The following is a 23,088-nucleotide window of genomic DNA, read 5'->3' as shown; positions in this document are numbered from 1 at the left end:
CCCTCACCCCGCGACGCCCACACGGCAGGATGGGAGCACCGGGAGAAGGGATGCCATGTCGGAACGTATCATCGTCGTGGGCGGCGGGGTCATGGGACTCGCGACGGCGTGGCAGCTCGTGCGCCGCGGCGAGCGCCCGATCGTGCTGGAGCGGTTCGCCCGCGGCCACCACGAGGGCGCCTCGCACGGCGAGACCCGCAACTTCAACAATGCGTACGGCGACGCCCACTACCTCGACCTGCTGGTCCGCGCGCGCGAAGGCTGGGATGCGCTCGGCGAGGTGGAGGGCGAACCTCTGCTGCGGTTGCACGGCCTCGTCTCCCACGGCTCGGGCATGGCGCTCGGCAGTGCGACGGCGCGCGGTCTGCCGACGATCGCGAGCGAGCTGGCTTCGCGCGGCATCCCGGCGGAGATCCTCGACGGCGCCGCGGCCGGCCGGCGCTGGCCGGGGATGCGCTTCGAGGAGACCGTCCTGTTCTCCCCCGACGCCGGCGTCGCCCGGGCGGCGGCGGCCCTGCGCGAGCTCGAGCGCCGCATCGTCGGCGGGGGCGGCGAGGTGCGGTGGAACACGCGTGTGCGTGCGGTCGCTGCCGATGCCGACGGGGCGAGCGTGGTGACGGATGCCGAGACGCTTCGCGCCGACGCGGTCGTCGTGACCGTCGGCGCCTGGACCTCCGGACTGCTCGCGGACCTCGGCATCCCTCTTCCGCCGCTGCGGGTGACGGAGGAGACCCCGGCGCATTTCACGGCGACCATCGCAGGGCCCTGGCCATCGTTCAACCACTTCGTCGCTCCGGGCTCGCAGCCGGCGAACGTCTACGGCATGCCGACACCGGGCGAGGGCGTGAAGGTCGGCTTCCACGGCATCGGCGACGAGATCGATCCCGACCGGCGCCCGCACCTCCCGGTGCTCCAGCGCGAGCTGCGCGACTACGTCCGCGAGTGGTTTCCCGGCCTCGACGCCGACACGGCCGTCCCGATCTCCTGCACCTACACGACGACGCCGACCGAGGCGTTCGTGCTCGACCGGGTCGGACCGCTCGTGGTGGGCGCCGGGTTCTCGGGGCAGGGCTTCAAGTTCGCCCCGGGCGTGGGCGCCACCCTCGCCGATCTGGTGCTCGATGCCGACGCCCGCGCCGCGGAGCCGTTCCGCCTGCCGCGCGGGTGACCGGTCGCTCGGGTACGCCGCGCGGGTGCGGCGCTATCGCGCCCGCGCCACCCGCGCCTCGTCCCAGACCGGCTCATCGGACTCCACGACCCGCCCGTCGGCGCCGAAGCCCAGGAAGCGGTCGAAGGAGCGCGCGAACCAGCGGTCGTGCGTGACCGCCAGCACCGTGCCCTCGAATCGTCCGAGGGCCTCTTCGAGGGCCTCCGCCGAGACGAGGTCGAGGTTGTCGGTCGGCTCATCCAGCAGCAGCAGCGTCGCACCCGACAGCTCCAGCAGCAGCACCTGGAAGCGCGCCTGCTGCCCGCCCGACAGGGTGTCGAAGCTCTGCTCGGCCTGACGGACCAGGCCGTAGCGGTCGAGGGCGGAGCTTGCGGCCTCCCTCGGCATCCCGGCTCTGCGGTCGTCGCCGCGATGGAGGATGTCGAGCAGCGAACGTCCGGCGTACTCGGGGTGGCGGTGCGTCTGGGCGAACCACCCGGGCCGCACACGGGCGCCGAGCACCGCGCGCCCGCTGTGGGCGACCGGCTCGAGCGCGACGCCGACTTCGGTGACGTGCCCGAGGAGGGCGTCGGGGTCGGTGCCGCCGCGAGCCAGCAGCCGCAGGAAGTGGGACTTGCCCGACCCGTTCGAGCCGAGCACGGCGATGCGATCGCCGAACCAGACCTCCAGGTCGAACGGCTTCATCAGGCCGGTCAGCTCCAGGCGTTCCGCGACGACGGCGCGCTTGCCGGTGCGCGCGCCGCGCAGGCGCAGGTCGAGGTTCTGCGCGGGGGGACGTTCCTCGGGCGGGCCGGCGTCTTCGAAACGTCGGAGCCGCGTCTGGGCGGCGCGGTACCGTGAGGCGAACTCGTCGCTGGCGGCTGCCTTCGCCTTCATGTCGGCGACGAACCGCTGCAGTTTGAGGTGCTGCTCGTCCCAGCGGCGGCGCAGCTCGTCGAGTCGGGCCATCCGGTCTTCGCGCGCGGCGTGGTAGCCGTCGAAGCCGCCGCCGTGCACCCAGGCGCTGCTGCCGGCTCCGCCCGGTTCCAGCGTCACGATCCGGTCGGCGGCACGGGCGAGCAGCTCGCGGTCGTGGGAGACGAGCAGCACGGTCTTCGGGGTCTCGCGCAGACGCTCTTCGAGCCAGCGCTTGCCGGGCACATCGAGGTAGTTGTCGGGTTCGTCGAGCAGCAGCACCTCGTCGGGTCCGCGCAGCAGGGCTTCGAGTGCGAGACGTTTCTGCTCGCCGCCCGAGAGGCTGGTCAGCTCGCGGAAGCGGGCGCGGGCGAAGGGGATGCCGAGAGCGGCGATCGTGCAGGTGTCCCAGACGGTCTCGTACTCGTAGCCGCCCGCCTCGGCGTAATCTGCCAGCGCGCTCGCGTAGCGCATCTGCGTGTCGAGGTCGTCGCGGTCGATGATGGCGGCCTCGGCATCCTCGAGCTCGCGTGCTGCCGCGCCCACGCGCGCGGGGGCGACCGAGACCAGGAGGTCGTGGACGGACTGCTCCGCCGTGCCGTGACCGACGAACTGGTCCATGACGCCGAGTCCGCCGTCGATCGTGAAGACGCCCGACGGCGGGGCGAGCTCACCGCGGATGAGACGCAGGAGCGTGGTCTTGCCGGCCCCGTTGGGGCCGATGAGGGCCGTCGTCTTGCCGTCGGCGACCCGGAACGTCACCTCGTCGAGCAGGGGGCGCCCGTCCGGCAGCACGAAGGAGACGGCGGCGATGTCGATGTAGCCCACGGCGGGTCCTTCCGCCCTCGCCGCGGTGCGGGCGCAGAGCCGACCAGCCTAACCGTTCTCGCCCCGACCGCGCGAACCGGGCCGACCGGCTCCGATGCGAGCCCGGTTCACGAACCCCGCAGAATGTGACGAACTCCGCACCCGATAACGCGAATGGATGCGGAGTTCGTGCGAATCTGCGGGGTTCGTGACCCCGCGCATGCCGCAGCCGAGCCGATCCCGGCGCCAGCGCTACCGCGCGGGCGCGGCGTGCAGGCCCGCGGCCAGCGCCCGGCGAATCGCGCGCTCGACGGCGGCCGCGTCGTGCACGACCTGGGCGTAGGAGAAGCGGAGCACGGTGTAGCCGCGCACACGCAGCTCGACGTCGTGGGAGATGTCCTTCGACCGCTGCGTGGACGACGAGTGATGCGCCCAGCCGTCGATCTGGATGACGAGCCACTCGCCGACCAGAACGTCGACCGGTCTGCCCGCGAGATACACCTGCTGGCGCACGCGGACGCGCAGCCGCCGCAACGGACGACACACCAGCACCTCAAGACCGGAGTCAGCCAGCCCCGTGATCTCCGCGGCGAGCGCCGTCGCCACACGTGACGGCCAGCGGATCGCGCGCAGCGCCTCCGGCGCCAGGCGCTCGACGCCGGCGGCCGACTCCCAGAGCACGATCGCCTGCTCCGGCGGCACGCACACGGCGATGTGTGCGAGCGCATCCTCGACGGTTGCCACGAGCGAGCGCCCGAGGGGCGCGACCGGCTGTGTCCAGTGCGCGACGCCGTCCCAGGCGGCACGGGGCCCCGTCGACCCCGGCGGGAAATGCAGGTGCAGCTCGGTCTCGATCCCCTCGGGCATCCACCACCCTCGCTGACGCGCGAACGTGGTGCAGGTCATCCTCCCGCCCCACCGTGCGGCCTCGCGCAGCTCGGTGGCCGCGTGGCGACCGACGAACCACGCACGACGAAAGAGCTCGGCCGCTCCCGACCGCACCGCCGCGCGGAGCTGCTCGGCGCTGTACCCCTCACCCCGCAGCTGCTGACGGTGCTCCGCCGTGCCGCGGAGACGGTCCGAGATGGGCACGAGCTGCATACCGGCATCCTGACCGGCTCTCGCGCCCGACCGGGCGCCGCAGGCTCCATCTGTTGCGAGAAGCCTCACGACGGCGGTTGGGGAGGAGTTCACGAACCCCGCAGAATGTGACGAACTCCGCACCCGATAACGCGAATGGATGCGGAGTTCGTGCGAATCTGCGGAGTTCGTGACACCACGGATGCGGCGGCCGCGGATGCGGCGGGCCGCGCTCAGCGCTTGTAGTTGGGCGCCTCGACCACGATCTGCACGTCGTGGGGGTGGCTCTCCTTGAGCCCGGCCGCCGTGATGCGGACGAACTTGCCGCGGGCCTTGAGCTCCTCGATCGTGCGCGCACCGACGTAGAACATCGACTGGCGCAGGCCGCCGACGAGCTGGTACGCCACCGCCGAGACGGGTCCGCGGTAGGCGACCTGCCCCTCGATGCCCTCGGGGATCAGCTTGTCGTCGCTCGGGATATCGGCCTGGAAGTAGCGGTCCTTCGAGTACGAGGTCTTCTTGCCGCGCGTCTGCATGGCCCCGAGCGAGCCCATGCCGCGGTAGAGCTTGAACTGCTTGCCGCCCTGGAAGACGATCTCGCCCGGCGACTCGTCGGTGCCGGCCAGGAGCGATCCCAGCATGACGGTGTCGGCACCGGCGACGAGAGCCTTCGCGATGTCGCCGGAGTACTGCAGGCCGCCGTCGGCGATGACGGGGATGCCGGCCTCGCGCGCGGCCTGGTAGGCCTCCCAGATCGCGGTCACCTGAGGAACGCCCACGCCTGCGACGATGCGCGTCGTGCAGATCGAGCCCGGGCCGACGCCGACCTTGACGGCATCCACCCCGGCGTCGATGAGCGCCTGGGCACCCTCACGGGTGGCGACGTTGCCGCCGATGACGTCGATGTGCGCGAACGACTCGTCGGCCTTGAGGCGACGGACCATGTCGATGACGCCCTGGGACTGCCCGTTGGCGGTGTCGACGACGATGACGTCCACACCCGCGTCGCGGAGGGCCTCGGCGCGTTCCCAGGCGTCGCCGAAGAAGCCGATGGCCGCACCGACGCGCAAGCGTCCCTGGTCGTCCTTCGTGGCGAGCGGGTACTTCTCGCTCTTGTCGAAGTCCTTGATCGTGATGAGACCGGCGAGCTTGCCGTCGTCGTCGATGAGCGGCAGCTTCTCGACGCGGTGCTGCGCGAACAGGGCGATGACCTCGTTGGCGCCGATGCCGACGCGCCCGGTCACGAGGCCCTCGCTCGTCATGACGTCGCGCACCTTGGTCGTCTGGCGTTCGAAACCCGAGACGAAGCGCATGTCGCGGTTGGTGATGATGCCGAGGAGGCGCCCGTCCTCGTCCACGACGGGAAGGCCCGAGATGCGGTACTGGCCGCACAGCGTGTCGACCTCCTCGATCGTCGCGTCGGGCGTCGTCGTGATCGGGTCGGTGATCATGCCCGACTCGCTGCGCTTGACCTGGTCGACCATCGCAGCCTGCTCGGCGATCGCGAGGTTGCGGTGCAGGATGCCGAGGCCGCCCTCGCGAGCCATCGCGATGGCCATCCGCGTCTCGCTGACGGTGTCCATCGCCGCCGACAGCAGCGGGGTCGCGACCGTGATGCGGCGGGTGACACGCGACGACGTGTCGGCCTCGGAGGGGATGACGTCGGTGTGGCCGGGCAGCAGGAGCACGTCGTCATAGGTCAATCCGACGAAACCGAACGGGTCGTTGTGCTCCACGTGCTCTCCTGTGTCTGGCATGTGCGTCGCGCGCGGCTCGCGTGTGTCTCGCGCGCGCGAAGGGCGGGTGTACCGATTGTAAGGCGCGGCGACCTCCGCGCATTCCGCCGATACTCCCGGCTCATCCGGTTCCGCCGTGCGCGCCACATCTCGATACGTGCACGTGAACGTTTCGCCTCTTGACGCGGGGCGGCATCTGAGGGAGCGTTTCTCCACGCGACGATGCGCACCCCGACGAAGCTCCAACGACGAAGCGGCGACGTTCTTGTGCGAAACACGCGCGACACATCAGGGTCGTAGCCTCGACCCACCAACGAGCGACCGTCCGGATGGCCGCCGTCGATTTCAGAGTGGAGTGCCATGCTCGTGTCCTCAGCGAGACTCGAGGTCCATCCGCGACGACGTGTCGCCCTCCTCGTCTCCCTTGTGTTCGCCGCGATCACGTTGCTGGCGGTGCTCCTGCCGGCGCAACCCGCCGCGGCCGCCTCGCCCTCGTGCTCGGCCGACGCGTCGACCGCGTGCGTGCAGGGCACGATCCGCCAGAGCGACGGTTCTCCGGCGGTCGGCGTGGGATTGACGATCTCCGGCCCCGGCGCCGGGGCCAGCCCGACCACGACGACCGACAGCGCCGGGCGGTGGGTGTTCGCCGTGACGAAGGACGGCACCTACACCGTGAAGGTGGATGCCGCGACCCTCGCCCAGGGCCAGTACCTTGACGGCGCAGACTCGCGCGAGGTCAGCGTGACGCTGCACTCCGACGTCTCCGCGATCTTCAAGCTCTCCGACAGCCCCGACGGCGCCGCCGCCAGCGCGAGCGCGTTCGACTGGCCGCGGTTCTGGCAGCAGGCGGTGCAGGGCGTCCGTCTCGGCCTGCTCCTGGCCCTCGCCTCGCTCGGGCTGTCGCTCATCTTCGGCACGACGGGCCTCAGCAACTTCGCCCACGGCGAGCTCGTCACCATCGGCGGCGTGCTCGCCTGGTTCCTCACCTCGCTCACCGGCAACCTCTGGCTCGGCGGCGGCCTCGCCGTCGTCGTCATGGCGGCGCTGGGATGGGTGCAGGATGCCGGGCTGTGGAAGCCGCTGCGCCGACGCCGGCTGAGTCTGACCCAGATGATGATCGTGTCGATCGGTCTGTCGATCGCCCTGCAGTACGTCGTGCAGCTGTGGATCGGCGCGGGAACGGTGCGCATCGACAAGTCGAACCCCACCACCGTGACCATCTTCGGCGTCACCCTGACCATCCAGTCGTACGTCGCGATGGGGATCGCGATCGTCGCCATCGCGGCGGTCGGGCTCGGCCTGATGTACACGCGCTTCGGCCGCGCCACCCGCGCGGTCTCCGACAACCCGGCGCTGGCCTCGGCATCCGGCATCGACGTCGACAAGGTGATCCGTGGCGTGTGGATCCTCGCCTCGGGCCTCGCGGGCTTGGCCGGCGTGCTGCTCGGCCTCGTGCTCAACGGCATCGGCTGGGAGACCGGCGGCCAACTGCTGCTGCTGCTGTTCGCTGCCGTCACCCTCGGCGGGCTCGGCACCGCATTCGGCGCGTTCGCCGGCGCGATGGTCATCGGCCTCATCGTCGAACTCACGAACATCTGGCTGCCGGGCGATCTGAAGTACGCCACGGCGCTCGCACTGCTCATCGTCATCCTGCTGTTCCGGCCGCAGGGCATCTTCGGCCGCGCCGAGCGAGTCGGCTAAGGAGAGGGCCATGGACTTCTGGATCACGCTGCTGCAGCAGCTCACCGAGACCGCGATCGCGCCGATCACCGCCGCGTACGTCATCGCGGCGATCGGCCTCAACATCCACTTCGGGTACACGGGGCTCATGAACATGGGGCAGGCGGGCTTCATGCTCCTTGGCGCCTACGGGTTCGCCATCACCGTCATCAACGGCGGCGGCTTCTGGTTGGGGGTTCTCGTCGCGATCGTGGCGTGTGTCGTCTTCGCCTTCGTACTCGGCATCCCGACCCTGCGACTGCGCGGCGACTACCTCGCGATCGTCACGATCTGTGCGGCCGAGATCGTGCGCATGGTCGGACGCCTGTCCGCCCTCGCCGACGTGACCGGCGGGTCGACGGGCCTCGTCGGACCCGAATACCGCGGGGCGTTCACGAGCCTGTCGATCCTGCCTCCGGGCACCACGCAGATCCTGTGGTTCTCCTACCCCAACACCGACCCGGGGTCGGGCAACGACTGGTGGACGCGCCTGGTCGCGTGGGCCCTCGTCGCCGTCGCCCTGCTGTTCACCTGGCTGGCCATGCGCAGCCCGTGGGGTCGTGTGCTCAAGGGCATCCGCGAGGACGAGGACGCCGTACGCAGCCTCGGCAAGAGCTCGTACTCCTACAAGATGCAGGCGCTCATCATCGGCGGTGTGCTCGGCGGCATCGCCGGCATCCTGGTGGTGCTGCCGGCCTCCGTCCAGCCCGACGGCTTCGGCCGTCCGCTGACGTTCAACCTGTGGACGATCATGCTGCTGGGCGGCGCCGCCACGATCTTCGGCCCCCTGCTGGGCTCGATCATCTTCTTCGTCGTGCGCATCGCCATCGTGCAGATCGCGGGCGAGTACATCCCGTCCTCGATCCTCAACACGCAGCAGACGCAGTGGCTGTCGTGGGTGCTGATCGGTGTCGCCCTCATGCTGCTGGTGATCTTCCGACCACAGGGCATCCTCGGCAATAAGAAGGAGTTGAGCTTCAATGCCTGACCAGACCGCCGACCGCGCCGTTCCGGTCTCGCACGAGCCCGGCGCGATCACACAGGCCATCCGCTCCACACTGCTGAACGTCGCGGAGACCCCCGGTTCGGCCAAGCCCGATCCCATCCTCGTGGTCGACAACATCGAGCGCCGCTTCGGCGGGATGACAGCCGTCAACGTGGGCCACCTCGAGGTGCAGCGCGGCGCGATCACCGCGTTGATCGGTCCGAACGGCGCCGGCAAGACCACGTTCTTCAACCTCATCACCGGCTTCGACAAGCCGTCGTCGGCGAAGAAGCTCTTCGGGGGGCCTTCACCGGCCGAGGCTGCCAAGTGGTCGTTCGACGGGCGCACGCTCGGCAACACCGCGGCATCCAAGGTGGCCCGCGCCGGCATGGTGCGCACGTTCCAGCTGACGAAGGCGCTGTCGCGCATGACGGTGCTGGACAACATGCTGATCGGCGCGAAGGACAACCCCGGCGAGAACCTGGCCGTCGGCCTCATCAAGCCGCTCTGGGGCGGCGCCGAGAAGGCGAACATCGCCAAGGCCGAGGAGCTGCTGCAGCGCTTCAAGCTCGACACCAAGCGCGACGACATGGCCGGAAGCCTCTCGGGCGGGCAGAAGAAGCTCCTCGAGATGGCGCGGGCGCTCATGAGCGATCCGAAGATGATCATGCTCGACGAGCCCATGGCCGGCGTCAACCCCGCGCTGACGCAGAGCCTGCTCGAGCACATCCAGGCGCTGCGCAACGACGGCACGACCGTGCTGTTCGTCGAGCACGACATGCACATGGTGCGCCACATCTCCGACTGGGTCGTCGTCATGGCCCAGGGCGAGGTGGTCGCCGAGGGCGATCCGGAGCGCGTCATGAAGAACCCGGCCGTGATCGACGCCTACCTGGGCGCCTATCACGACACCGATCTCGGCGACGATGCCGCCGTCAACACGGGCCTCATCACCCAGATCGAGGCCGAGGTCGAAGCCGAGGCCGAGCAGGAGGACGACCACAAATGAGCATGCCATCCGCCGCTGCGGCGCCCGAGGCGCCGACGGCGACGCCCGTCGTCAAAGCCGACAGCCTCGTCGCCGGGTATCTGCCGGGCGTCAACATCCTCAACGACTGCACGCTGGAGGCGTTTCCCGGTGAGCTCGTCGGGATCATCGGTCCCAACGGTGCCGGCAAGTCGACGCTGCTGAAGGCTCTCTTCGGGCTGGTGAACGTCCGCTCCGGCGCCGTCACGCTGGAGGGCGAGGACATCACCAACCAGAAGGCCAACCAGCTGGTGCAGGCGGGGATCGGCTTCGTTCCCCAGACGAACAACGTCTTTCCCTCCCTGACGATCGAGGAGAACATGCAGATGGGCATGTTCTTGCGGCCCAAGGAGTTCCAGAGCCGCGTCGCCGAGATCTGGGAGCTCTTTCCCGTGCTGGGCGAGCGTCGCAAGCAGCGCGCCGGATCGCTCTCCGGCGGCGAGCGCCAGTCGGTCGCCATGGCCCGCGCCCTCATGATGAAGCCGAAGGTGCTGCTGCTGGACGAGCCCAGCGCGGGCCTGTCCCCCGTTCGCCAGGACGAGACGTTCATCCGCACGCGGGAGATCAACAAGACCGGTGTGACCATCATCATGGTGGAGCAGAACGCCCGCCGCTGCCTGCAGATCTGCGACCGCGCGTACGTCCTCGACCAGGGCCGCAACGCCTACGAGGGCGCGGGACGCGAACTCGCGAAGGACCCGAAGGTCATCGAGCTGTACCTCGGCACGCTCGCCGCGGATGTCGAGGCGTCGCACTCGGACTGACCGCTCGAGGGAAAGAAGGGGCTCGCCGCCACGGCGAGGCCCTTCTGCGTGAGTGCGCAGCGCGCGTCGGCCCGACCCCTGGGTCGAGAGCTGATGCGGAGGAGCGCAACGGATGCGGATGCGGGGGCGGCGCGGCATCCGCATCCGTTGTCCCTATCCGCATCCGTTGAGGGTGAGGTTGCGGGCTCAAGCGGCTCGCGAGGGCACGAAAGAAGGGGCGGATGCCGCGGCATCCGCCCCTTCTTTCGTGCGGGTGTCAGTTCACGGAGCCCTGGATGGACTTCTGGAAGACGGGAGTGTTGTTGGTGTCGAACTTATAGATGCCGATGTAGGCGCTCGACGGGTCGTTCTGGGAGTTGAAGGGACCGATGCCCGCCTTGCCCGTGTACGTGATGTCCTTGCCGCTCTTGATGAGCGCGAGGCACGAGGCGTAGTCGGAGCACTTCTCACCGTTGGTGGTGCCCGAGACCGCGGCGAGGTTCGCCTGGATCGTCGGACCGTCGGTGCCCTTGCCCTTCTCGGCAGCCAGTGCGGCGAGCACGATGGCGTCGTAGGACTCGGGAGCGTAGGAGAAGTCCTTCAGGTCGGCGTTCGCGCTCTTCTTGTAGAAGTCCACGAGGCGCTGCTTGAACTCGGGGTCGGGCTGGGCGCCGGGAATGGTGCCCTGGGCGCCGTTGAGCGTGCCCGCCTCGAAGTCCTTGCTGTAATCGGCCGTGTTGCCGTCGACGAGGTAGGTCTTCGACAGGTCGAAGCCCTGAGCCTTGAGCTCGGGGACGATCTGCTTGGTCTCGTCGAAGGCGAGGATCACGATCGCGTCGGGCTTGGCGGCCAGAGCCGCCGACACCTCGGACGAGAACGTCTTCTGACCGGGAGCGAACTCCTGACCCTTGCCCTTGGCGCCGTAGACGACTTCGCCTCCCGCCTTGGTGACGGTCTCTTCGACGACATCGCGCAGGCCGGTGCCGTAGGCGTCGTTGAAGACGATGAAAGCGACCTTCTGGACGCCGTCACCGATGACGAGGTTGCCCAGCGCCGAACCCTGCACCGTGTCCGGCGGAGCGGTGCGGAAGTAGTAGCTGGAGTAACCCGACAGCTCGGTCGCGGTGTTGGCGGGTGAGATCTGCACCTTGCACTTCGAGACGATGGTGTCGACGAAGTTGAGGCTGACGCTCGAGGACTCGGCACCGAGCACGACCTGCGCGTCGGAGGAGGCGATCTGGGCGGCGGAGGCGGTGGAGACCGACAGGTCGGACGAGGCGCCGGAGTCGGTGATCGGGGCGACCTTGATGGGCTGACCGAGCACGCCGCCGGCGGCGTCGATGTCTTCGACGGCCAGGCCGTAGCCGGCCTCGGCGGGCGGGTTGAGGTAGGCCAGCGAGCCGGTCTGCGGCAGGATCGTCGCGAGCGTGAACGGTCCGGTCGAGGGCGTGCCGGGCTTGCAGGCGGCGGCAGGGTCCGCCGACCCCGTCGAGGTTGCCGTGGGAGCCGTCGTGGCGGCGCCCCCACCCGAGCTCGAACACCCTGCGAGGGCGAGCGACGCAGCGCCCGCGAGCGCAAACGCGGCGATGAGCGCCTTGTTGCGATGAACCATGGGTTCTTCCCTTTCTTCGATGACATCGCGCGGCGCACGGGCTCCGCGGTCTGGCTTGAACGCTAAACCTGCTGTGTCACCAGGATGTTTCGCGCACGCATCGAAGAAAAGCACCGCGACGCAATCGTTATGAACCTCGCCGTGCGCGCGGGAGCACCGCCGGGAGGGTCTCAGACCAGATCGGCGACGTCGGAGATGCTCCGGGCCCGCCGCGACGACACCACGGAATCGACGCTCAGCACGACCAGCGCGACCCACACCAGCGCGAACCCGATCCAGCGTTCGAGCGGCATCGGCTCGTGCAGGATCCACGCGCCGGTGATGAACTGCAGGATGGGGGCCACGAACTGCAGCAAGCCGATCACGGTGAGCGGCGCCCGTCGCGCACCCGCGGCGAACAGCAGCAGCGGAACAGCGGTGACGACGCCGGCAAGGGTGACGAGAACGGTGTGCCCGGCGCCCTGGGTGCCGAAGACGAGGCCGGTGGTGGCGGCGACCACGACCAGCTGGATGAGGGCGATCGGGGTGAGCCAGAGAGATTCCAGGGTGAGGCCGCTGATCGCATCGACCCGAGGACCGATCTGCTTCTTCACGAGACCGTAGGTGCCGAAGCTCGCCGCCAGGGTCAGCGCGATCCAGGGGAACGATCCGTAGGCGACGATGATGACGATCACGGCCAGGCCCGCGAACCCGATCGCGATCCACTGCGCCAGCCGCAGACGCTCCTTCAGCACGATCACGCCCAGCAGCACGGTCACGATCGGGTTGATGAAGTACCCGAGGCTCCCCTCGATGACGTGCCCGGTGAGGATGCCGATGAGGAACACCTGCCAGTTCACGTAGATCAGCAGGCCCGCGACGATCGTCCAGAACACGAGCCGCCGATCGCGCAGGATCGCGAAGAGCTTGCCCCACGTGCGGGTGACGGTGAGCAGGACCGCGCAGAACGCGAGGGAGAAGAGAATGCGCCAGACGACGATCTCCCACGGCCCGATGGGCGCCAGCAGCAGGAAGTAGAGGGGCATGAAGCCCCAGAGGAAGTACGCCGCGAAGGCGTAGATCCCCCCGCGCCGCTCTTCACGTGCGGTCTCGGCGGGTGTCATGAGAGAAAGCCTACGACGGTCGTGACATGTTCGGACCGACGGATGCCGCGGCATCCTGCCATTGCTGGTCGCTGTTCCGCCAATCCGGTTAACGACGATGGCCCCCGGGATATCCCGGGGGCCATCGTCGAATGCGATCGTCAGCGGACGACGACCGCCAGAACGTCACGGGCCGACAGGACGAGGAACTCGTCGCCGCCGAACTTCACCTCGGTGCCGCCGTACTTGCTGTAGATGACGCGGTCGCCGACGGCGACGTCGAGCGGCACGCGGTTGCCGTTGTCGTCGATGCGGCCGGGGCCCACGGCCACGACCTCGCCCTCCTGGGGCTTCTCCTTGGCGGTGTCAGGGATGACGAGGCCACTGGACGTGACCTGCTCAGCCTCGACCTGCTTGATGACGATGCGGTCCTCGAGCGGCTTGATGGAAACCGACACGGTCTACCTCTTTCTTGCTGGGCGTGATGCTTCAAGACTCGTTAGCACCCACAGGGGTGGAGTGCTAACAGAAGTCTAGAGCGCGGCTGGCACTCGTGCAACGCGAGTGCCAGTTCTGCGCCACAGAAGGCCCACTGTCATATGAATCATCTTTCACCTAGCATCGGACCTGCGCTCCCTGGACCGGGACGACCGGGCAACGGTGCCCGGACGATGGCGGGGGCGGGATCGGAGTCGACCGATGACCATTTCCGACCTCACGACACATCGCCACCCTCTCGCCGGCGGCACTCTCGCCGGCCGAACTCGGCGCCGGCGCGCGATCGCCGCCGCCCTGACCGCGACAGCCCTGGCCGTCGGCGCCCTGCTGTCCGCACCGACCGTCGCCCCCGCCGCGGCGGCGACAGGGTCGTGGACGACCGAATCGATCGCCGGCATGAGCGTGCGGCTGTACACGCCGGCCCGCGCCGCGACACTGGGCACCGGCCGCGCGCTGATGGTCAGCCTGCACGGGTGTGTGCAGACGGCGTCGACGCTGCAGACCGCCGGCAACTGGGCCGCGACGGCGGAGGAGTACGGCATGGTCGTCGCCCTCCCCGACGCTCCCGGCGGCGGTGTGGTGCTCGGCTGCTGGGACTACTACGACAGCAACCACTCGCGCATCTCCCCCGCCCGCCACGACGACAACCTGCTCGCGCTGGTCTCGGCACTCACCGACCGCACCTCACTCGGCATCGATCGGGCGCAGGTGTATCTCTCGGGCCTGTCCTCCGGCGGCGGCGAGACCATGGTGATGGGGTGCCTCGCCCCCGACGTGTTCGCGGGCATCGGCATCAACGCCGGACCCACCGTCGGCACCACGTCGGGACAGATCGGCAGCGTCGCCGTCTCGCAGGCCCAGGGCACGGCGACCTGCCGGAACTTCGCCGGCTCGGCATCCGCGTCGTTCTCGAGCCAGCTCACCTCGGTGATCTACGGATCCAACGACACGACGGTGGCGACGGGCTACAACACCCTCAACGCTCAGATCATGGCGGGCATCTACGGCGCCGGGGCGACGTCGACGTTCTCGCTGGCAGGGCTGGCCGGCACCAACACGGCGGGATCCGGCACGCTCTACGCGGATGCCGCGGGCCCGCGCGTCTCGCTCATCCAGAACACCGGCCTCGGGCACAATTGGCCGGCCGGCGGCGGACCGGGCGGCTCGTACGTGTCGACGAACAGCATCGACTACCCCGCGTACGTGACGGGCTTCTTCTTCGCGCACAACCGGCGCGTCGACCGTTCGGCGACCCCGACCCCGACTCCGACGGTCACCCCGACGCCGACCGCCACGCCGACGGCGAGCCCCAGCCCGACGCCGACCGCACCGGGCGCGACGTGCGTGACGACCACCAATGCCGCCCACAAGGCGGCGGGCCGGGCGACCAGCTACGGCGTCAACCCCTACAACCCGTACTACGCGGTGGGCAGTCTCGACTACCTCGGGCAGGGCGATGCGACGGTCACGAGCCTGCAGCAGACGACGGCGTCGCGCTGGACGAAGGTGAGCGGGTGCTGACCCGCCCCGCATAGGCTGGCCGGATGGAACGCGCCGAGCTCACCGCCCTGCTCACCTCCGAGGGGCTGCGGCTGGTCGATGAGCTCGGCGCGATCGACTCCTCCGATGAGGTGGCGCGCACCGTGTCGCGGTTGCGGGCGCAGGGCCTGTCACCCGAACTCGTTTCCGCCGCCGTCGGACAGGCGCGGCTGCGGACGCGCGCGCGGGCGAAGTTCGGCGCGTTCGCCGACCGGATGCTGTTCACGCGCGCGGGCCTCGAACAGGCCACGCGCCTGTCGGTGGGCGCGCGCCACGCGGGCCGGTTCCGCGACGCCGGCGTGCACCGCGTCGCCGACCTCGGCTGCGGCATCGGCGGCGATGCGCTCGCCTTCGCCGGGATCGGCGTCGACGTGCTGGCCGTCGACGCCGACGAGACCACCGCCGCGCTCGCCGCGTACAACCTCGCCGCGTTCGGCGACACCGCGACGGTGCGCCATGCCCGCGCCGAGGACGTCGCACTCGACGGCGTCGACGCGGTGTGGCTCGATCCGGCCCGACGTACGGCCGGCCACACCGAGACCGCGCGGGTCGCCGCCGGCGACTGGTCGCCGTCGCTGGAATGGGTCTTCGCTCTCGCGGAGCGGATGCCCGCGGGCATCAAGCTCGGACCGGCGTTCGACCGGGCGCGGATCCCGGAGGCTGCGGAGGCGCAGTGGATCAGCGTCGACGGGTCGACCATCGAGCTCGTCGTCTGGACCGGAAAGCTCGCCCGCGCCGGTGTCCGCCGCTCGGCGCTCGTCGTCCGCTCCGACCGCGCGGCCGAACTGACGGCGCCCTCCGACGCCGAGGATGCCGAGGTCCGACCCTTGGGCGCTTTCGTCCACGAGCCGGAGGGCGCCGTCATCCGCGCACGCCTGATCGGCGAGGTGGCCCGCCGCCTCGACGCCGGAATGCTCGCCCCCGGCATCGCCTATCTGACCTCCGATACCGAGATCACGAGCCCCTTCGTGCAGTCCTTCCGCGTCCTCGAGGAGCTGCCCACCGATCTGAAGGCGCTCCGGCAGGCGCTCCGGGAGCGGGAGATCGGCACGCTGGAGATCAAGAAGCGCGGCGTCGATGTCGACCCCGCGACATTCCGCACCCAACTGAAGCTGAAGGGTCCGCGCACCGCGACGCTCATCCTCACGCGCGCGGGAACCTCGCGCATCGCCCTGCTCGCCGAGCGCGTCACCGGCTGACGCGCATCGCGTCGGCGCGGCGCGCCCGCTCAGCCGAACAGCGGCCCCTGGGTCGACGCCCACCACAGCCAGCCTGCGCTGTAGGCGAGCGACAGCAGGCTCAGGCACAGCGCCCAGACCGCGACAGCGCGGCTCTCCCATGGGCGGCGCAGTGCGACGACGGCGAAGACCGCTCCCACGATGCCGATGAGAAAGCCCCAGCCGACCACGAGCGACACGATCAGCCCGACGACGGCGAACGTGAGGGCCCACGGGGCGCTGCGGGGCAGCACCGGCGGCGCCGGCGCCCAGCGCACGTCGGGCTCGGGCGTCCACGACGCAGAGGCCGCGGCATCCACATCCACCGGCGCCGCCACGGGTACCGGCTCGGTGAACTCGCGCTGGAAGCCGCCGCGGTGCGCCCCGGGGAGCGCCGCACTGTCGGCGGGGGCGACGTCGGTCGACGGTGCGTCCAGCCGCGTGTCGACGCGCGGGACGGGCACGTCGGGCGCGGGGCCGGGGCGGTCGTCACTCATCCCACGGCCTCCCCGGCGACCTGGATCTGCGTCACCGGCAACGTCGAATCCGCGCCGAACGCGAGGCGCGAGGGCGGGCGTCCGCTCGCGATGAGCTCGGACGCGAGCGCGGCGATCATGGCTCCGTTGTCGGTGCACAGGCTCAGCGGCGGAATGCGTACGGCGACCCCCGCCTCGGCCGCGCGCGCGAGCGCGACCTCGCGCAGGCGCCGGTTGGCGATGACGCCGCCCCCGAGCAGCAGGCGCGGCACGCCGTGCTGCGCGCACGCATCGAGTGCTTTGGTGACGAGCACATCGACGACGGCTTCGCGGAAGGATGCCGCGACATCTCCCACCGCGACCTGCTGCCCCGAGGCCTCGGCCTGCTCGACCCAGCGCGCCACGGCCGTCTTCAGACCGGAGAAGGAGAAGTCGTAGCGGTGCGCCGCCATGTCGGAGGCGCGAGACAGCCCGCGCGGGAAGTGGATGGCGGCCGGGTCGCCGCCCGCCGCGGCGCGGTCGATCTCCGGTCCGCCGGGGTAGGGCAGTCCGAGAATCCGGGCGATCTTGTCGAAGGCCTCACCGGCGGCGTCGTCGAGGGTCTCGCCGAGAAGCTCCACATCGCTCACGAGATCGCGCACGAGCAGCAGCGAGGTGTGTCCGCCGCTGACCAGCAGCGCGACCGTCGGGTACTCGACGTCCTCGCCGGTGAGCAGGTCGGCGGCGATGTGTCCGACGAGATGGTTGACGGCGTACAGCGGCTTGTCGAGACCGACCGCAAGCGCCTTGGCGGCGCCGATGCCGACCATGAGCGCACCGGCGAGCCCCGGCCCGCTCGTGACGGCGACGGCATCCACGTCGGCGAGGGCGATGCCGGCCTCGGCCACGGCGGCGGCGATCGCCGGCTGCAGCGCCTCCAGGTGCGCGCGGGCGGCGACCTCGGGCACGACCCCGCCGAAGCGGGCGTGCTCGTCCATCGAGCTCGAGATGGTGTTGCTGAGGAGGGTGCGGCCCCGGACGATGCCGATGCCGGTCTCGTCGCAACTGGTCTCGATGCCGAGCACGAGCGGTTCACGAACGGTCATGAGCACACTCCCCCGATCTGCGTCTGCGCGTGCCGCTCGGCGGCCCAGGCGACGAGATCGAGCTTCATGACGACGGCATCCACGTCGTCGGGCTGGTAGTAGCGGGGGCGACGCGCGATCTCGAGGAACCCCTCTGAGACGTACAGCGCGGACGCGGTCGGGTTGTCGGCACGCACCTCGAGGAACACTTCGCGCGCCCCGCGCTGCCGCGCTGCCTCCAGAAGTGCCCGCAGCAGCGTCCGCCCGCGTCCTCGGCCCCGGGCGGAGGCGGCGACCGTGATCGTCTGGATGTCGGCGTCTGCGGCGCGGGCGACGGCGCGGACCCCGCCGTATGCGAGCAACCGCCCCGCCTCGACGTCGACCAGGTAATGCGCGTGCGGCGAGAGGAGCTCCTCGCGCATCATTGGCTCGCTCCACGCGTCGGTCGGAAACGACGTGCGTTCGAGGTCCATGATGTCGGCGAGGTCGGAGACCGTGGCCGTGCGCAGCGTCATGCGCGGCCCCCGGCACCCGGACGGGTGATGCTCTTCGGCAGCGTCACGTCGGGGGCACGCAGGTACAGCGGCTCCGCACCGGTGAGTTCGCGTCCGGCGGCGACGGCGCGCGCCGCGACGACCGCGAGCATGGCCGCGCTGATCGCGGTCACATCGACGCGCTCGGCCTCCTGCGCGGACAGCACCGCGTCGATGTCGGTGCGCAGGGCCAGGGCGGGTCCCGTCGCACGGATCGGGAGACCGTCGGCATCCATGCCCTCGTACACCGAATAGGCGACCTCTCGCCGCCGGGCGTCGGTGACGACGGCGAATCGGCGCGTGTCGGCGTACGGATCGGCCAGCGCATCGTCGAGGAGGACCGCGAGGGCCGCCGCGTCATGACTGGGCACCGCGACGACGGGGAGGCTCCGGGCGAGGGCGAAGGCGCGCGCGGCCGCGATACCCACCCGCAGCCCCGTGAAGGGGCCCGGCCCCATCCCGGCCGCGACGTGCGTGAGGGTGACCGGCTCTGGCGCCCCGGTCTGTCCGATCGGACCGCGGGCGGCGTCGGCGAGCGCGTCGCGCAGGAGGTCGCCGATCACTTCGGCGTGACCGAGCGGGTTGTCGCTGGTGCGGTCGGCGCGAACCGCGCCGTCGGGATCGACGATGCCGACGGCGGTGCCGAGCGAGGTGTCGATGCCGAGGATCACGTTTCCAGGGTAATCGCGCTCAGCGCCCGCCGGAGCGCTCACCCGTGCCGGGTGATGCGGACGCGCCGCGGTGCGGCGTCCTCCATCGCGGCCATGTGGGGGCCGGCGGTGCCGCAGGCGTTGTCGACACCGGTGCCGCTCCAGCCCCGGTCGATCTCGACCTCCCACCAGCGGTCGGCGACGGCATCCGCGAACGGCGCCGCCCACTCGGCGACGACGACCGCATGGGCGAAGTCGATGTCGAGATCGTCGAGCTCTCCGTCGGTGCCGAGCCGGTAGGCGTCGACGTGAACGAGGGCGGGACCGCCGGCGAGCGAAGGGTGGGTGCGGGCGATGACGAAGGTCGGGCTCTGCACGCGGCCGCGCACGCCGAGTTCGGCGGCGATGCCGCGCGTCAACGTCGTCTTGCCCGCGCCGAGGGGCCCCGTGAGCACGACGAGATCACCGGCGCCCAGCGCGCGGCCGAAAGCCCGGCCGAGCTCTTCCATCTCTGCGGGCGAGGCGATCTCGCGCTGCCCGACGAACTCATCCAATCCGCTCATGCGATCACCGTTTCGTCTTCTCTCCGCCCGCTGCAACGCCGCGGACGGGTCGCGGATTCCCGCGGGCGGGGTGCGCAGCGCGCAGCGGTGAACTCACGCCACGCCCTCGCGCCGCGGCACGCGCGGACCGATGCGGGTGACGATCTCGTAGTTGATGGTGCCCGCGGCATCCGCCCACACCTCCACCGGAGGCGCCCCCAGCGTCGGGTCGCCGAACAGGACCGCCTCGTCGCCCACCGCGACGGGGTGATCACCGACGTCGACGACGAACTGGTCCATCGCGATGCGACCGGCGACCGGGAAGACCTCCCCGCCGATACGGACGGCGGCGCCCCCGGATGCCGCGCGCGGCACACCGTCGGCGTAGCCCGCGGGGATCAGGGCGAGTGTGGTCGCCCGCGTCGTGCGGTAGCCGTAGCCGTAGGAGACGCCCTGGCCGGCGGGCACGCGCCGGACAGCGGCGACGGCGGCGCGAAGCGTCATCGCGGGTCGCAGGCCCAGATCGGCGGAGGTGCGGTCGGCGAACGGCGACAGCCCGTAGATCGCAATGCCGAGCCGGACGCACCCGAAGCGCGATTCGGGCAGGGCGATGGCCGCGTGCGAAGCGGCGATGTGCCGCAGCTGCGGGGCGAGGCCATGGGATGCCGCGAGGGCGAGCCCGTCGCTGAAACGCTCGATCGCCGCGCGGTCATCGGCGGCGGACGTGTTCGACAGATGGCTGAAGATGCCCACGACCCGCAGGCGCCCGATGCGCTCCAGACGGGCGGCCTCGGCGAAGGCGACCGCGTAGTCGGCGGGGGCGAGCCCGTTGCGGCCGAGGCCCGTCTCGATCTTCAGGTGCACGCCCACGGGGCGATCGGCCGACGCCGCCGCGGCGGCGGCCTGCAGCTGATCGATGCGGGAGACACCGAGCTCGATGCCACGGGAGGCGGCCTCGGCGAAGCGGGCGGCGGGCGCGTGGAGCCAGGCGACGATGGGGGCGTCGATGCCCGCGCGGCGCAGGGCCAGCGCCTCGTCGATGTCGGAGACGCCGATGCGGCGGACGCCCCCCTCGAGCGCCGCGCGGGCCGAACGCACGGCGCCGTGCCCGTAGCCGTCGGCCTTGACGACGGCGATGACCTCGGATGCCGTCAGCTGTCGCAGGTGCCGCACGTTCGCCGTGATCGCCGCGGTGTCGATGACGGCTTCGCGCAGCACGCCCTCGGGAAGTCTGCTCATGCGCTCTCCTGCGATTCGGCAATGACGTACGCGGTCGCCAAACCCGCGTCGTGACTGAGGGACAGATGCAGGGCGCCGATGCCGCGCGCGGCGACCGTGGCCGCCGTCTCGCCGCTCAGCGCGAAGACGGGCCGGCCCGACGGCTCGCTCGCCACCTCGATGTCTGTCCAGTGCACACCGTCCGAGCCGCCGAGCGCCTTGATCAGCGCCTCCTTGGCGGCGTAGCGGGCGGCCAAGGAGTGCGGCCTCAGGCCGCGCTCCCCCGGCGCGAAGAGACGCTCGATCAGCCGGGGCGTGCGCTGCAGCGAACGCTCGAAGCGCGGGATGTCGACGAGATCGACGCCGATTCCGATGATCACGGCATCCTCCCCTGTTCTGCTCGGCGACGGCGTGGTCGACGCCGCGTCGCCCGCGCCCCCGTCAGCCTACCGGCGCCCCACCCTGATCACCGTGGCCCGCCTGCCCGCGATCCCCCGCGCGAGAAACCATCCCCGTTCCGAGAAACCCGGCACGGAGCGGTTTCTCGGCATGCAAGATGCGTCTCGCGGCGCGATGCGGCCCGCCGTGGGCGGCGGGGGCTACTCGACGGTGACGGACTTCGCGAGGTTGCGCGGCTGGTCGACGTCCAGGCCCTTCGCGGTCGCGAGGCCCATGGCGAAGATGTGCAAGGGCACGACCGCGAGCAGCGGCTCGAACAGCGGGCCGGCCAGCGGGATGCGCAGCACCTCGTCGGCGAATGGCAGCACGGCGGCATCGCCCTCTTCGGCGACGGCGATGACGCGCGCGCCGCGGGCGCGGATCTCCTGGATGTTGGAGACGACCTTCTTGTGCAGCTCGGCCGACTCGCGGGGAGAAGGCACGATGACGAACACCGGCTGACCGGGTTCGATCAGCGCGATAGGGCCGTGCTTGAGCTCACCGGCGGCGAAGCCCTCCGCATGGATGTAGCTGATCTCCTTGAGTTTGAGCGCACCCTCCAGGGCGATCGGGTAGCCGACGTGACGGCCCAGGAACAGCACCGACTGGGTGTCGGCCATCCAGTGCGAGAACTGCTCGATGTGCGTCTGCTCCTCCTCGAGCACGCGCTGGATCTTGGCGGGGACCGCCTCGAGCTCGCGCACGTGCGTCGCCTGCTCGCCCACGGAGATCGTGCCGCGCAGGCGCGCGACGTGGAGGGCCAGCAGGTACAGCGCGGTGATCTGGGCGACGAAGGCCTTCGTGGAGGCCACGGCCACCTCGGGCCCTGCGTGCGTGTAGATCACGGCATCCGACTCGCGGGGAATGGTCGCGCCCTGCGTGTTGCAGATCGACAGCGTCTTGGCGCCCTGCTCGCGGGCGTACTTGACGGCCATCAGCGTGTCCATGGTCTCGCCCGACTGGCTGATCGAGACGACCAGCGTGTCCTCGCCGATGACCGGGTCGCGGTAGCGGAACTCGTGCGCGAGCTCCACGTCGACGGGGATGCGGGTCCACTGCTCGAGCGCGTACTTGCCGGTCTGACCGGCGTAGGCGGCGGTGCCGCACGCGATCACGACGATGCGACGGATGCCGGTGAACAGCTCATCCATGCCGTCGAGCTCGGGAATGGTCACCGTGCCGTCGTGCAGGCGCCCGCGAACCGTGTTCGCGACGGCCTCGGGCTCCTCGGAGACCTCCTTGGCCATGAACGAAGACCAGCCGCCCTTCTCAGCCGCCGAGGCGTCCCACACGACCTCGAACGGCTCGACCTCGACCGGCGCGCCGGAGAAGTCGGTCACCTCGACGCCGGCGGGCGTGATCGCGACAATCTCGTCCTGTCCGATCGCGAGCGCGTTGCGCGTGTGCTCGACGAAGGCGGCGACGTCGGATCCGAGGAAGTTCTCGCCCTCGCCGAGACCGATCACGAGGGGCGAGTTGCGGCGGGCGCCGACGACCAGTCCAGGCTGGTCGCGGTGCATCGCGAGGAGCGTGAAAGCGCCGTCCAGGCGCGAGACGACGGTGCGGAACGCGGCGACGAGGTCGCCGGAGGCCTGATACTCGCGGCCGAGGAGCACCGCGGCGACCTCGGTGTCGGTCTCGGAGCGGAACGTGTAGCCCTCGCTGAGCAGCTCGGCCTTCAGCTCGGAGAAGTTCTCGATGATGCCGTTGTGGATGACGGCGAGCTTGTCGTCGTCGGCAAGGTGCGGGTGCGCGTTCGCGTCGGTCGGACCGCCGTGCGTGGCCCAGCGCGTGTGACCGATGCCGGTGGTGCCGTCGGGCATCGGGTGGGCGGTGAGGTCGTCGCGCAGCACCTGCAGCTTGCCGGCGCGCTTGCGCATGTCCAGCTCCCCCGCACCGTCGATGACGGCGATGCCGGCGGAGTCGTAGCCGCGGTATTCCAGGCGGGCGAGCCCGGCGAGAAGGATGGCCTGGCTGTCGCGAGGGCCCACGTATCCGACGATTCCACACATGGGCTCCATGCTAGGTGCGCCCATTTGCGCGGAGCCCTCACAAACGCC

At 70.5% G+C, this 23,088-nt stretch carries 21 protein-coding genes; 7 read left to right on the top strand and 14 right to left on the bottom strand.

Annotation, left to right across the window (positions count from 1 at the left end):
• The first annotated feature begins 55 nt into the window (after positions 1 to 55).
• Positions 56 to 1,168 carry an FAD-dependent oxidoreductase gene (locus ABS64_RS06730; RefSeq protein ID WP_292682064.1) on the top strand — a complete coding sequence of 371 codons (1,113 nt, stop codon included), beginning with the start codon at positions 56 to 58 and terminating at the stop codon, positions 1,166 to 1,168.
• Between the two features lie 33 nt (positions 1,169 to 1,201).
• Here ABS64_RS06730 and ABS64_RS06725 read toward each other — a convergent pair whose 3' ends face one another.
• The 3 genes from ABS64_RS06725 to guaB form a co-directional block, all read right to left on the bottom strand.
• Entirely contained in the window at positions 1,202 to 2,890 is a 1,689-nt protein-coding gene (locus tag ABS64_RS06725; RefSeq protein WP_292682061.1) for an ATP-binding cassette domain-containing protein, read from the bottom strand.
• Positions 2,891 to 3,121: 231 nt separating this feature from the next.
• The gene (locus ABS64_RS06720; protein ID WP_292682058.1) at positions 3,122 to 3,970 is read right to left on the bottom strand and encodes a DUF559 domain-containing protein; all 849 of its coding nucleotides are present in this window, start codon (positions 3,968 to 3,970) and stop codon (positions 3,122 to 3,124) included.
• A 212-nt stretch (positions 3,971 to 4,182) separates the two neighbouring features.
• Positions 4,183 to 5,685: an IMP dehydrogenase gene (gene guaB / locus ABS64_RS06715; protein WP_292682056.1), complete on the bottom strand. Its 1,503-nt coding sequence runs from the start codon at positions 5,683 to 5,685 to the stop codon at positions 4,183 to 4,185.
• Positions 5,686 to 6,045: 360 nt separating this feature from the next.
• Here guaB and ABS64_RS06710 point away from each other — a divergent pair, with 360 nt between their 5' ends.
• From ABS64_RS06710 to ABS64_RS06695, 4 genes are read left to right on the top strand one after another with little or no spacing between them, the layout of a single operon-like run.
• Complete coding sequence (locus ABS64_RS06710; protein WP_292682053.1) at positions 6,046 to 7,386, top strand: branched-chain amino acid ABC transporter permease; 1,341 nt, start codon at positions 6,046 to 6,048, stop codon at positions 7,384 to 7,386.
• A gap of 10 nt (positions 7,387 to 7,396) precedes the next feature.
• On the top strand, positions 7,397 to 8,392 hold the full coding sequence (locus ABS64_RS06705; RefSeq protein ID WP_292682050.1) for a branched-chain amino acid ABC transporter permease: 996 nt from the start codon (positions 7,397 to 7,399) through the stop codon (positions 8,390 to 8,392).
• On the top strand, positions 8,385 to 9,398 hold the full coding sequence (locus tag ABS64_RS06700; RefSeq protein WP_292682047.1) for an ABC transporter ATP-binding protein: 1,014 nt from the start codon (positions 8,385 to 8,387) through the stop codon (positions 9,396 to 9,398). The genes ABS64_RS06705 and ABS64_RS06700 overlap by 8 nt, the downstream gene beginning before the upstream one ends.
• Positions 9,395 to 10,180, top strand: a complete 786-nt coding sequence (locus tag ABS64_RS06695) for an ABC transporter ATP-binding protein (RefSeq protein ID WP_005050387.1) — start codon at positions 9,395 to 9,397, stop codon at positions 10,178 to 10,180. Before ABS64_RS06700 ends, ABS64_RS06695 begins: the two co-directional genes overlap by 4 nt.
• Positions 10,181 to 10,436: 256 nt before the next feature.
• Here the strand turns inward: ABS64_RS06695 and ABS64_RS06690 are convergent, their stop codons facing one another.
• From ABS64_RS06690 to groES, 3 genes are all read right to left on the bottom strand, one after another.
• A complete protein-coding gene (locus ABS64_RS06690) occupies positions 10,437 to 11,771 on the bottom strand; it encodes an ABC transporter substrate-binding protein (RefSeq protein WP_288120169.1) in 1,335 nt (444 codons plus the stop codon).
• Between the two features lie 170 nt (positions 11,772 to 11,941).
• Complete coding sequence (gene rarD / locus ABS64_RS06685) at positions 11,942 to 12,874, bottom strand: EamA family transporter RarD (RefSeq protein WP_292682042.1); 933 nt, start codon at positions 12,872 to 12,874, stop codon at positions 11,942 to 11,944.
• A 140-nt stretch (positions 12,875 to 13,014) separates the two neighbouring features.
• Positions 13,015 to 13,311, bottom strand: coding sequence for a co-chaperone GroES (groES, locus tag ABS64_RS06680; protein ID WP_005050391.1), 297 nt, complete (start codon positions 13,309 to 13,311; stop codon positions 13,015 to 13,017).
• Between the two features lie 241 nt (positions 13,312 to 13,552).
• Here groES and ABS64_RS06675 point away from each other — a divergent pair, with 241 nt between their 5' ends.
• A complete protein-coding gene (locus tag ABS64_RS06675) occupies positions 13,553 to 14,872 on the top strand; it encodes a PHB depolymerase family esterase (protein WP_292682031.1) in 1,320 nt (439 codons plus the stop codon).
• A gap of 23 nt (positions 14,873 to 14,895) precedes the next feature.
• Positions 14,896 to 16,089, top strand: coding sequence for a class I SAM-dependent methyltransferase (locus tag ABS64_RS06670; RefSeq protein ID WP_288120162.1), 1,194 nt, complete (start codon positions 14,896 to 14,898; stop codon positions 16,087 to 16,089).
• A gap of 29 nt (positions 16,090 to 16,118) precedes the next feature.
• On the opposite strand, the gene ABS64_RS06665 is transcribed toward ABS64_RS06670, so the two are convergent.
• The 8 genes from ABS64_RS06665 to glmS all read right to left on the bottom strand — a co-directional run bounded on the left by ABS64_RS06665 (position 16,119) and on the right by glmS (position 23,040).
• Positions 16,119 to 16,604 carry a hypothetical protein gene (locus tag ABS64_RS06665; RefSeq protein ID WP_292682026.1) on the bottom strand — a complete coding sequence of 162 codons (486 nt, stop codon included), beginning with the start codon at positions 16,602 to 16,604 and terminating at the stop codon, positions 16,119 to 16,121.
• Positions 16,601 to 17,668 (bottom strand): tRNA (adenosine(37)-N6)-threonylcarbamoyltransferase complex transferase subunit TsaD, encoded by a 1,068-nt coding sequence (gene tsaD, locus ABS64_RS06660; protein ID WP_292682024.1) that lies wholly within the window; start codon positions 17,666 to 17,668, stop codon positions 16,601 to 16,603. Before tsaD ends, ABS64_RS06665 begins: the two co-directional genes overlap by 4 nt.
• Entirely contained in the window at positions 17,665 to 18,162 is a 498-nt protein-coding gene (rimI, locus tag ABS64_RS06655) for a ribosomal protein S18-alanine N-acetyltransferase (RefSeq protein WP_292682020.1), read from the bottom strand. The genes tsaD and rimI overlap by 4 nt, the downstream gene beginning before the upstream one ends.
• Positions 18,159 to 18,851: a tRNA (adenosine(37)-N6)-threonylcarbamoyltransferase complex dimerization subunit type 1 TsaB gene (tsaB, locus tag ABS64_RS06650; RefSeq protein ID WP_292682018.1), complete on the bottom strand. Its 693-nt coding sequence runs from the start codon at positions 18,849 to 18,851 to the stop codon at positions 18,159 to 18,161. The genes rimI and tsaB overlap by 4 nt, the downstream gene beginning before the upstream one ends.
• Before the next feature lie 38 nt (positions 18,852 to 18,889).
• Positions 18,890 to 19,393, bottom strand: coding sequence for a tRNA (adenosine(37)-N6)-threonylcarbamoyltransferase complex ATPase subunit type 1 TsaE (gene tsaE, locus ABS64_RS06645; RefSeq protein ID WP_292682015.1), 504 nt, complete (start codon positions 19,391 to 19,393; stop codon positions 18,890 to 18,892).
• Positions 19,394 to 19,486: 93 nt separating this feature from the next.
• Positions 19,487 to 20,611 (bottom strand): alanine racemase, encoded by a 1,125-nt coding sequence (gene alr, locus ABS64_RS06640; RefSeq protein ID WP_292682013.1) that lies wholly within the window; start codon positions 20,609 to 20,611, stop codon positions 19,487 to 19,489.
• The gene (locus tag ABS64_RS06635) at positions 20,608 to 20,970 is read right to left on the bottom strand and encodes a holo-ACP synthase (RefSeq protein WP_005050400.1); all 363 of its coding nucleotides are present in this window, start codon (positions 20,968 to 20,970) and stop codon (positions 20,608 to 20,610) included. Before ABS64_RS06635 ends, alr begins: the two co-directional genes overlap by 4 nt.
• A gap of 219 nt (positions 20,971 to 21,189) precedes the next feature.
• Complete coding sequence (gene glmS, locus ABS64_RS06630; RefSeq protein ID WP_061682879.1) at positions 21,190 to 23,040, bottom strand: glutamine--fructose-6-phosphate transaminase (isomerizing); 1,851 nt, start codon at positions 23,038 to 23,040, stop codon at positions 21,190 to 21,192.
• Positions 23,041 to 23,088: the final 48 nt, after the last annotated feature.

The sequence above is a fragment of the Microbacterium sp. SCN 69-37 genome (assembly GCF_001724435.1).
Taxonomy (GTDB): Bacteria; Actinomycetota; Actinomycetes; order Actinomycetales; family Microbacteriaceae; genus Microbacterium; species Microbacterium laevaniformans.
This window is presented reverse-complemented; position numbering and strand designations above follow the sequence as displayed.

What these genes read in the sequence shown, in the direction of transcription:
- ABS64_RS06730 (WP_292682064.1), top strand. Translation starts at nt 56, where the DNA reads ATGTCGGAACGTATCATCGTCGTGGGCGGCGGGGTCATGGGACTCGCG.
- ABS64_RS06720 (WP_292682058.1), bottom strand. Translation starts at nt 3,970, where the DNA reads ATGCAGCTCGTGCCCATCTCGGACCGTCTCCGCGGCACGGCGGAGCAC.
- ABS64_RS06710 (WP_292682053.1), top strand. Translation starts at nt 6,046, where the DNA reads ATGCTCGTGTCCTCAGCGAGACTCGAGGTCCATCCGCGACGACGTGTC.
- ABS64_RS06705 (WP_292682050.1), top strand. Translation starts at nt 7,397, where the DNA reads ATGGACTTCTGGATCACGCTGCTGCAGCAGCTCACCGAGACCGCGATC.
- ABS64_RS06700 (WP_292682047.1), top strand. Translation starts at nt 8,385, where the DNA reads ATGCCTGACCAGACCGCCGACCGCGCCGTTCCGGTCTCGCACGAGCCC.
- ABS64_RS06695 (WP_005050387.1), top strand. Translation starts at nt 9,395, where the DNA reads ATGAGCATGCCATCCGCCGCTGCGGCGCCCGAGGCGCCGACGGCGACG.
- ABS64_RS06690 (WP_288120169.1), bottom strand. Translation starts at nt 11,771, where the DNA reads ATGGTTCATCGCAACAAGGCGCTCATCGCCGCGTTTGCGCTCGCGGGC.
- rarD (WP_292682042.1), bottom strand. Translation starts at nt 12,874, where the DNA reads ATGACACCCGCCGAGACCGCACGTGAAGAGCGGCGCGGGGGGATCTAC.
- ABS64_RS06675 (WP_292682031.1), top strand. Translation starts at nt 13,553, where the DNA reads ATGACCATTTCCGACCTCACGACACATCGCCACCCTCTCGCCGGCGGC.
- ABS64_RS06670 (WP_288120162.1), top strand. Translation starts at nt 14,896, where the DNA reads ATGGAACGCGCCGAGCTCACCGCCCTGCTCACCTCCGAGGGGCTGCGG.
- ABS64_RS06665 (WP_292682026.1), bottom strand. Translation starts at nt 16,604, where the DNA reads ATGAGTGACGACCGCCCCGGCCCCGCGCCCGACGTGCCCGTCCCGCGC.
- tsaD (WP_292682024.1), bottom strand. Translation starts at nt 17,668, where the DNA reads ATGACCGTTCGTGAACCGCTCGTGCTCGGCATCGAGACCAGTTGCGAC.
- rimI (WP_292682020.1), bottom strand. Translation starts at nt 18,162, where the DNA reads ATGACGCTGCGCACGGCCACGGTCTCCGACCTCGCCGACATCATGGAC.
- tsaE (WP_292682015.1), bottom strand. Translation starts at nt 19,393, where the DNA reads ATGAGCGGATTGGATGAGTTCGTCGGGCAGCGCGAGATCGCCTCGCCC.
- alr (WP_292682013.1), bottom strand. Translation starts at nt 20,611, where the DNA reads ATGAGCAGACTTCCCGAGGGCGTGCTGCGCGAAGCCGTCATCGACACC.
- glmS (WP_061682879.1), bottom strand. Translation starts at nt 23,040, where the DNA reads ATGTGTGGAATCGTCGGATACGTGGGCCCTCGCGACAGCCAGGCCATC.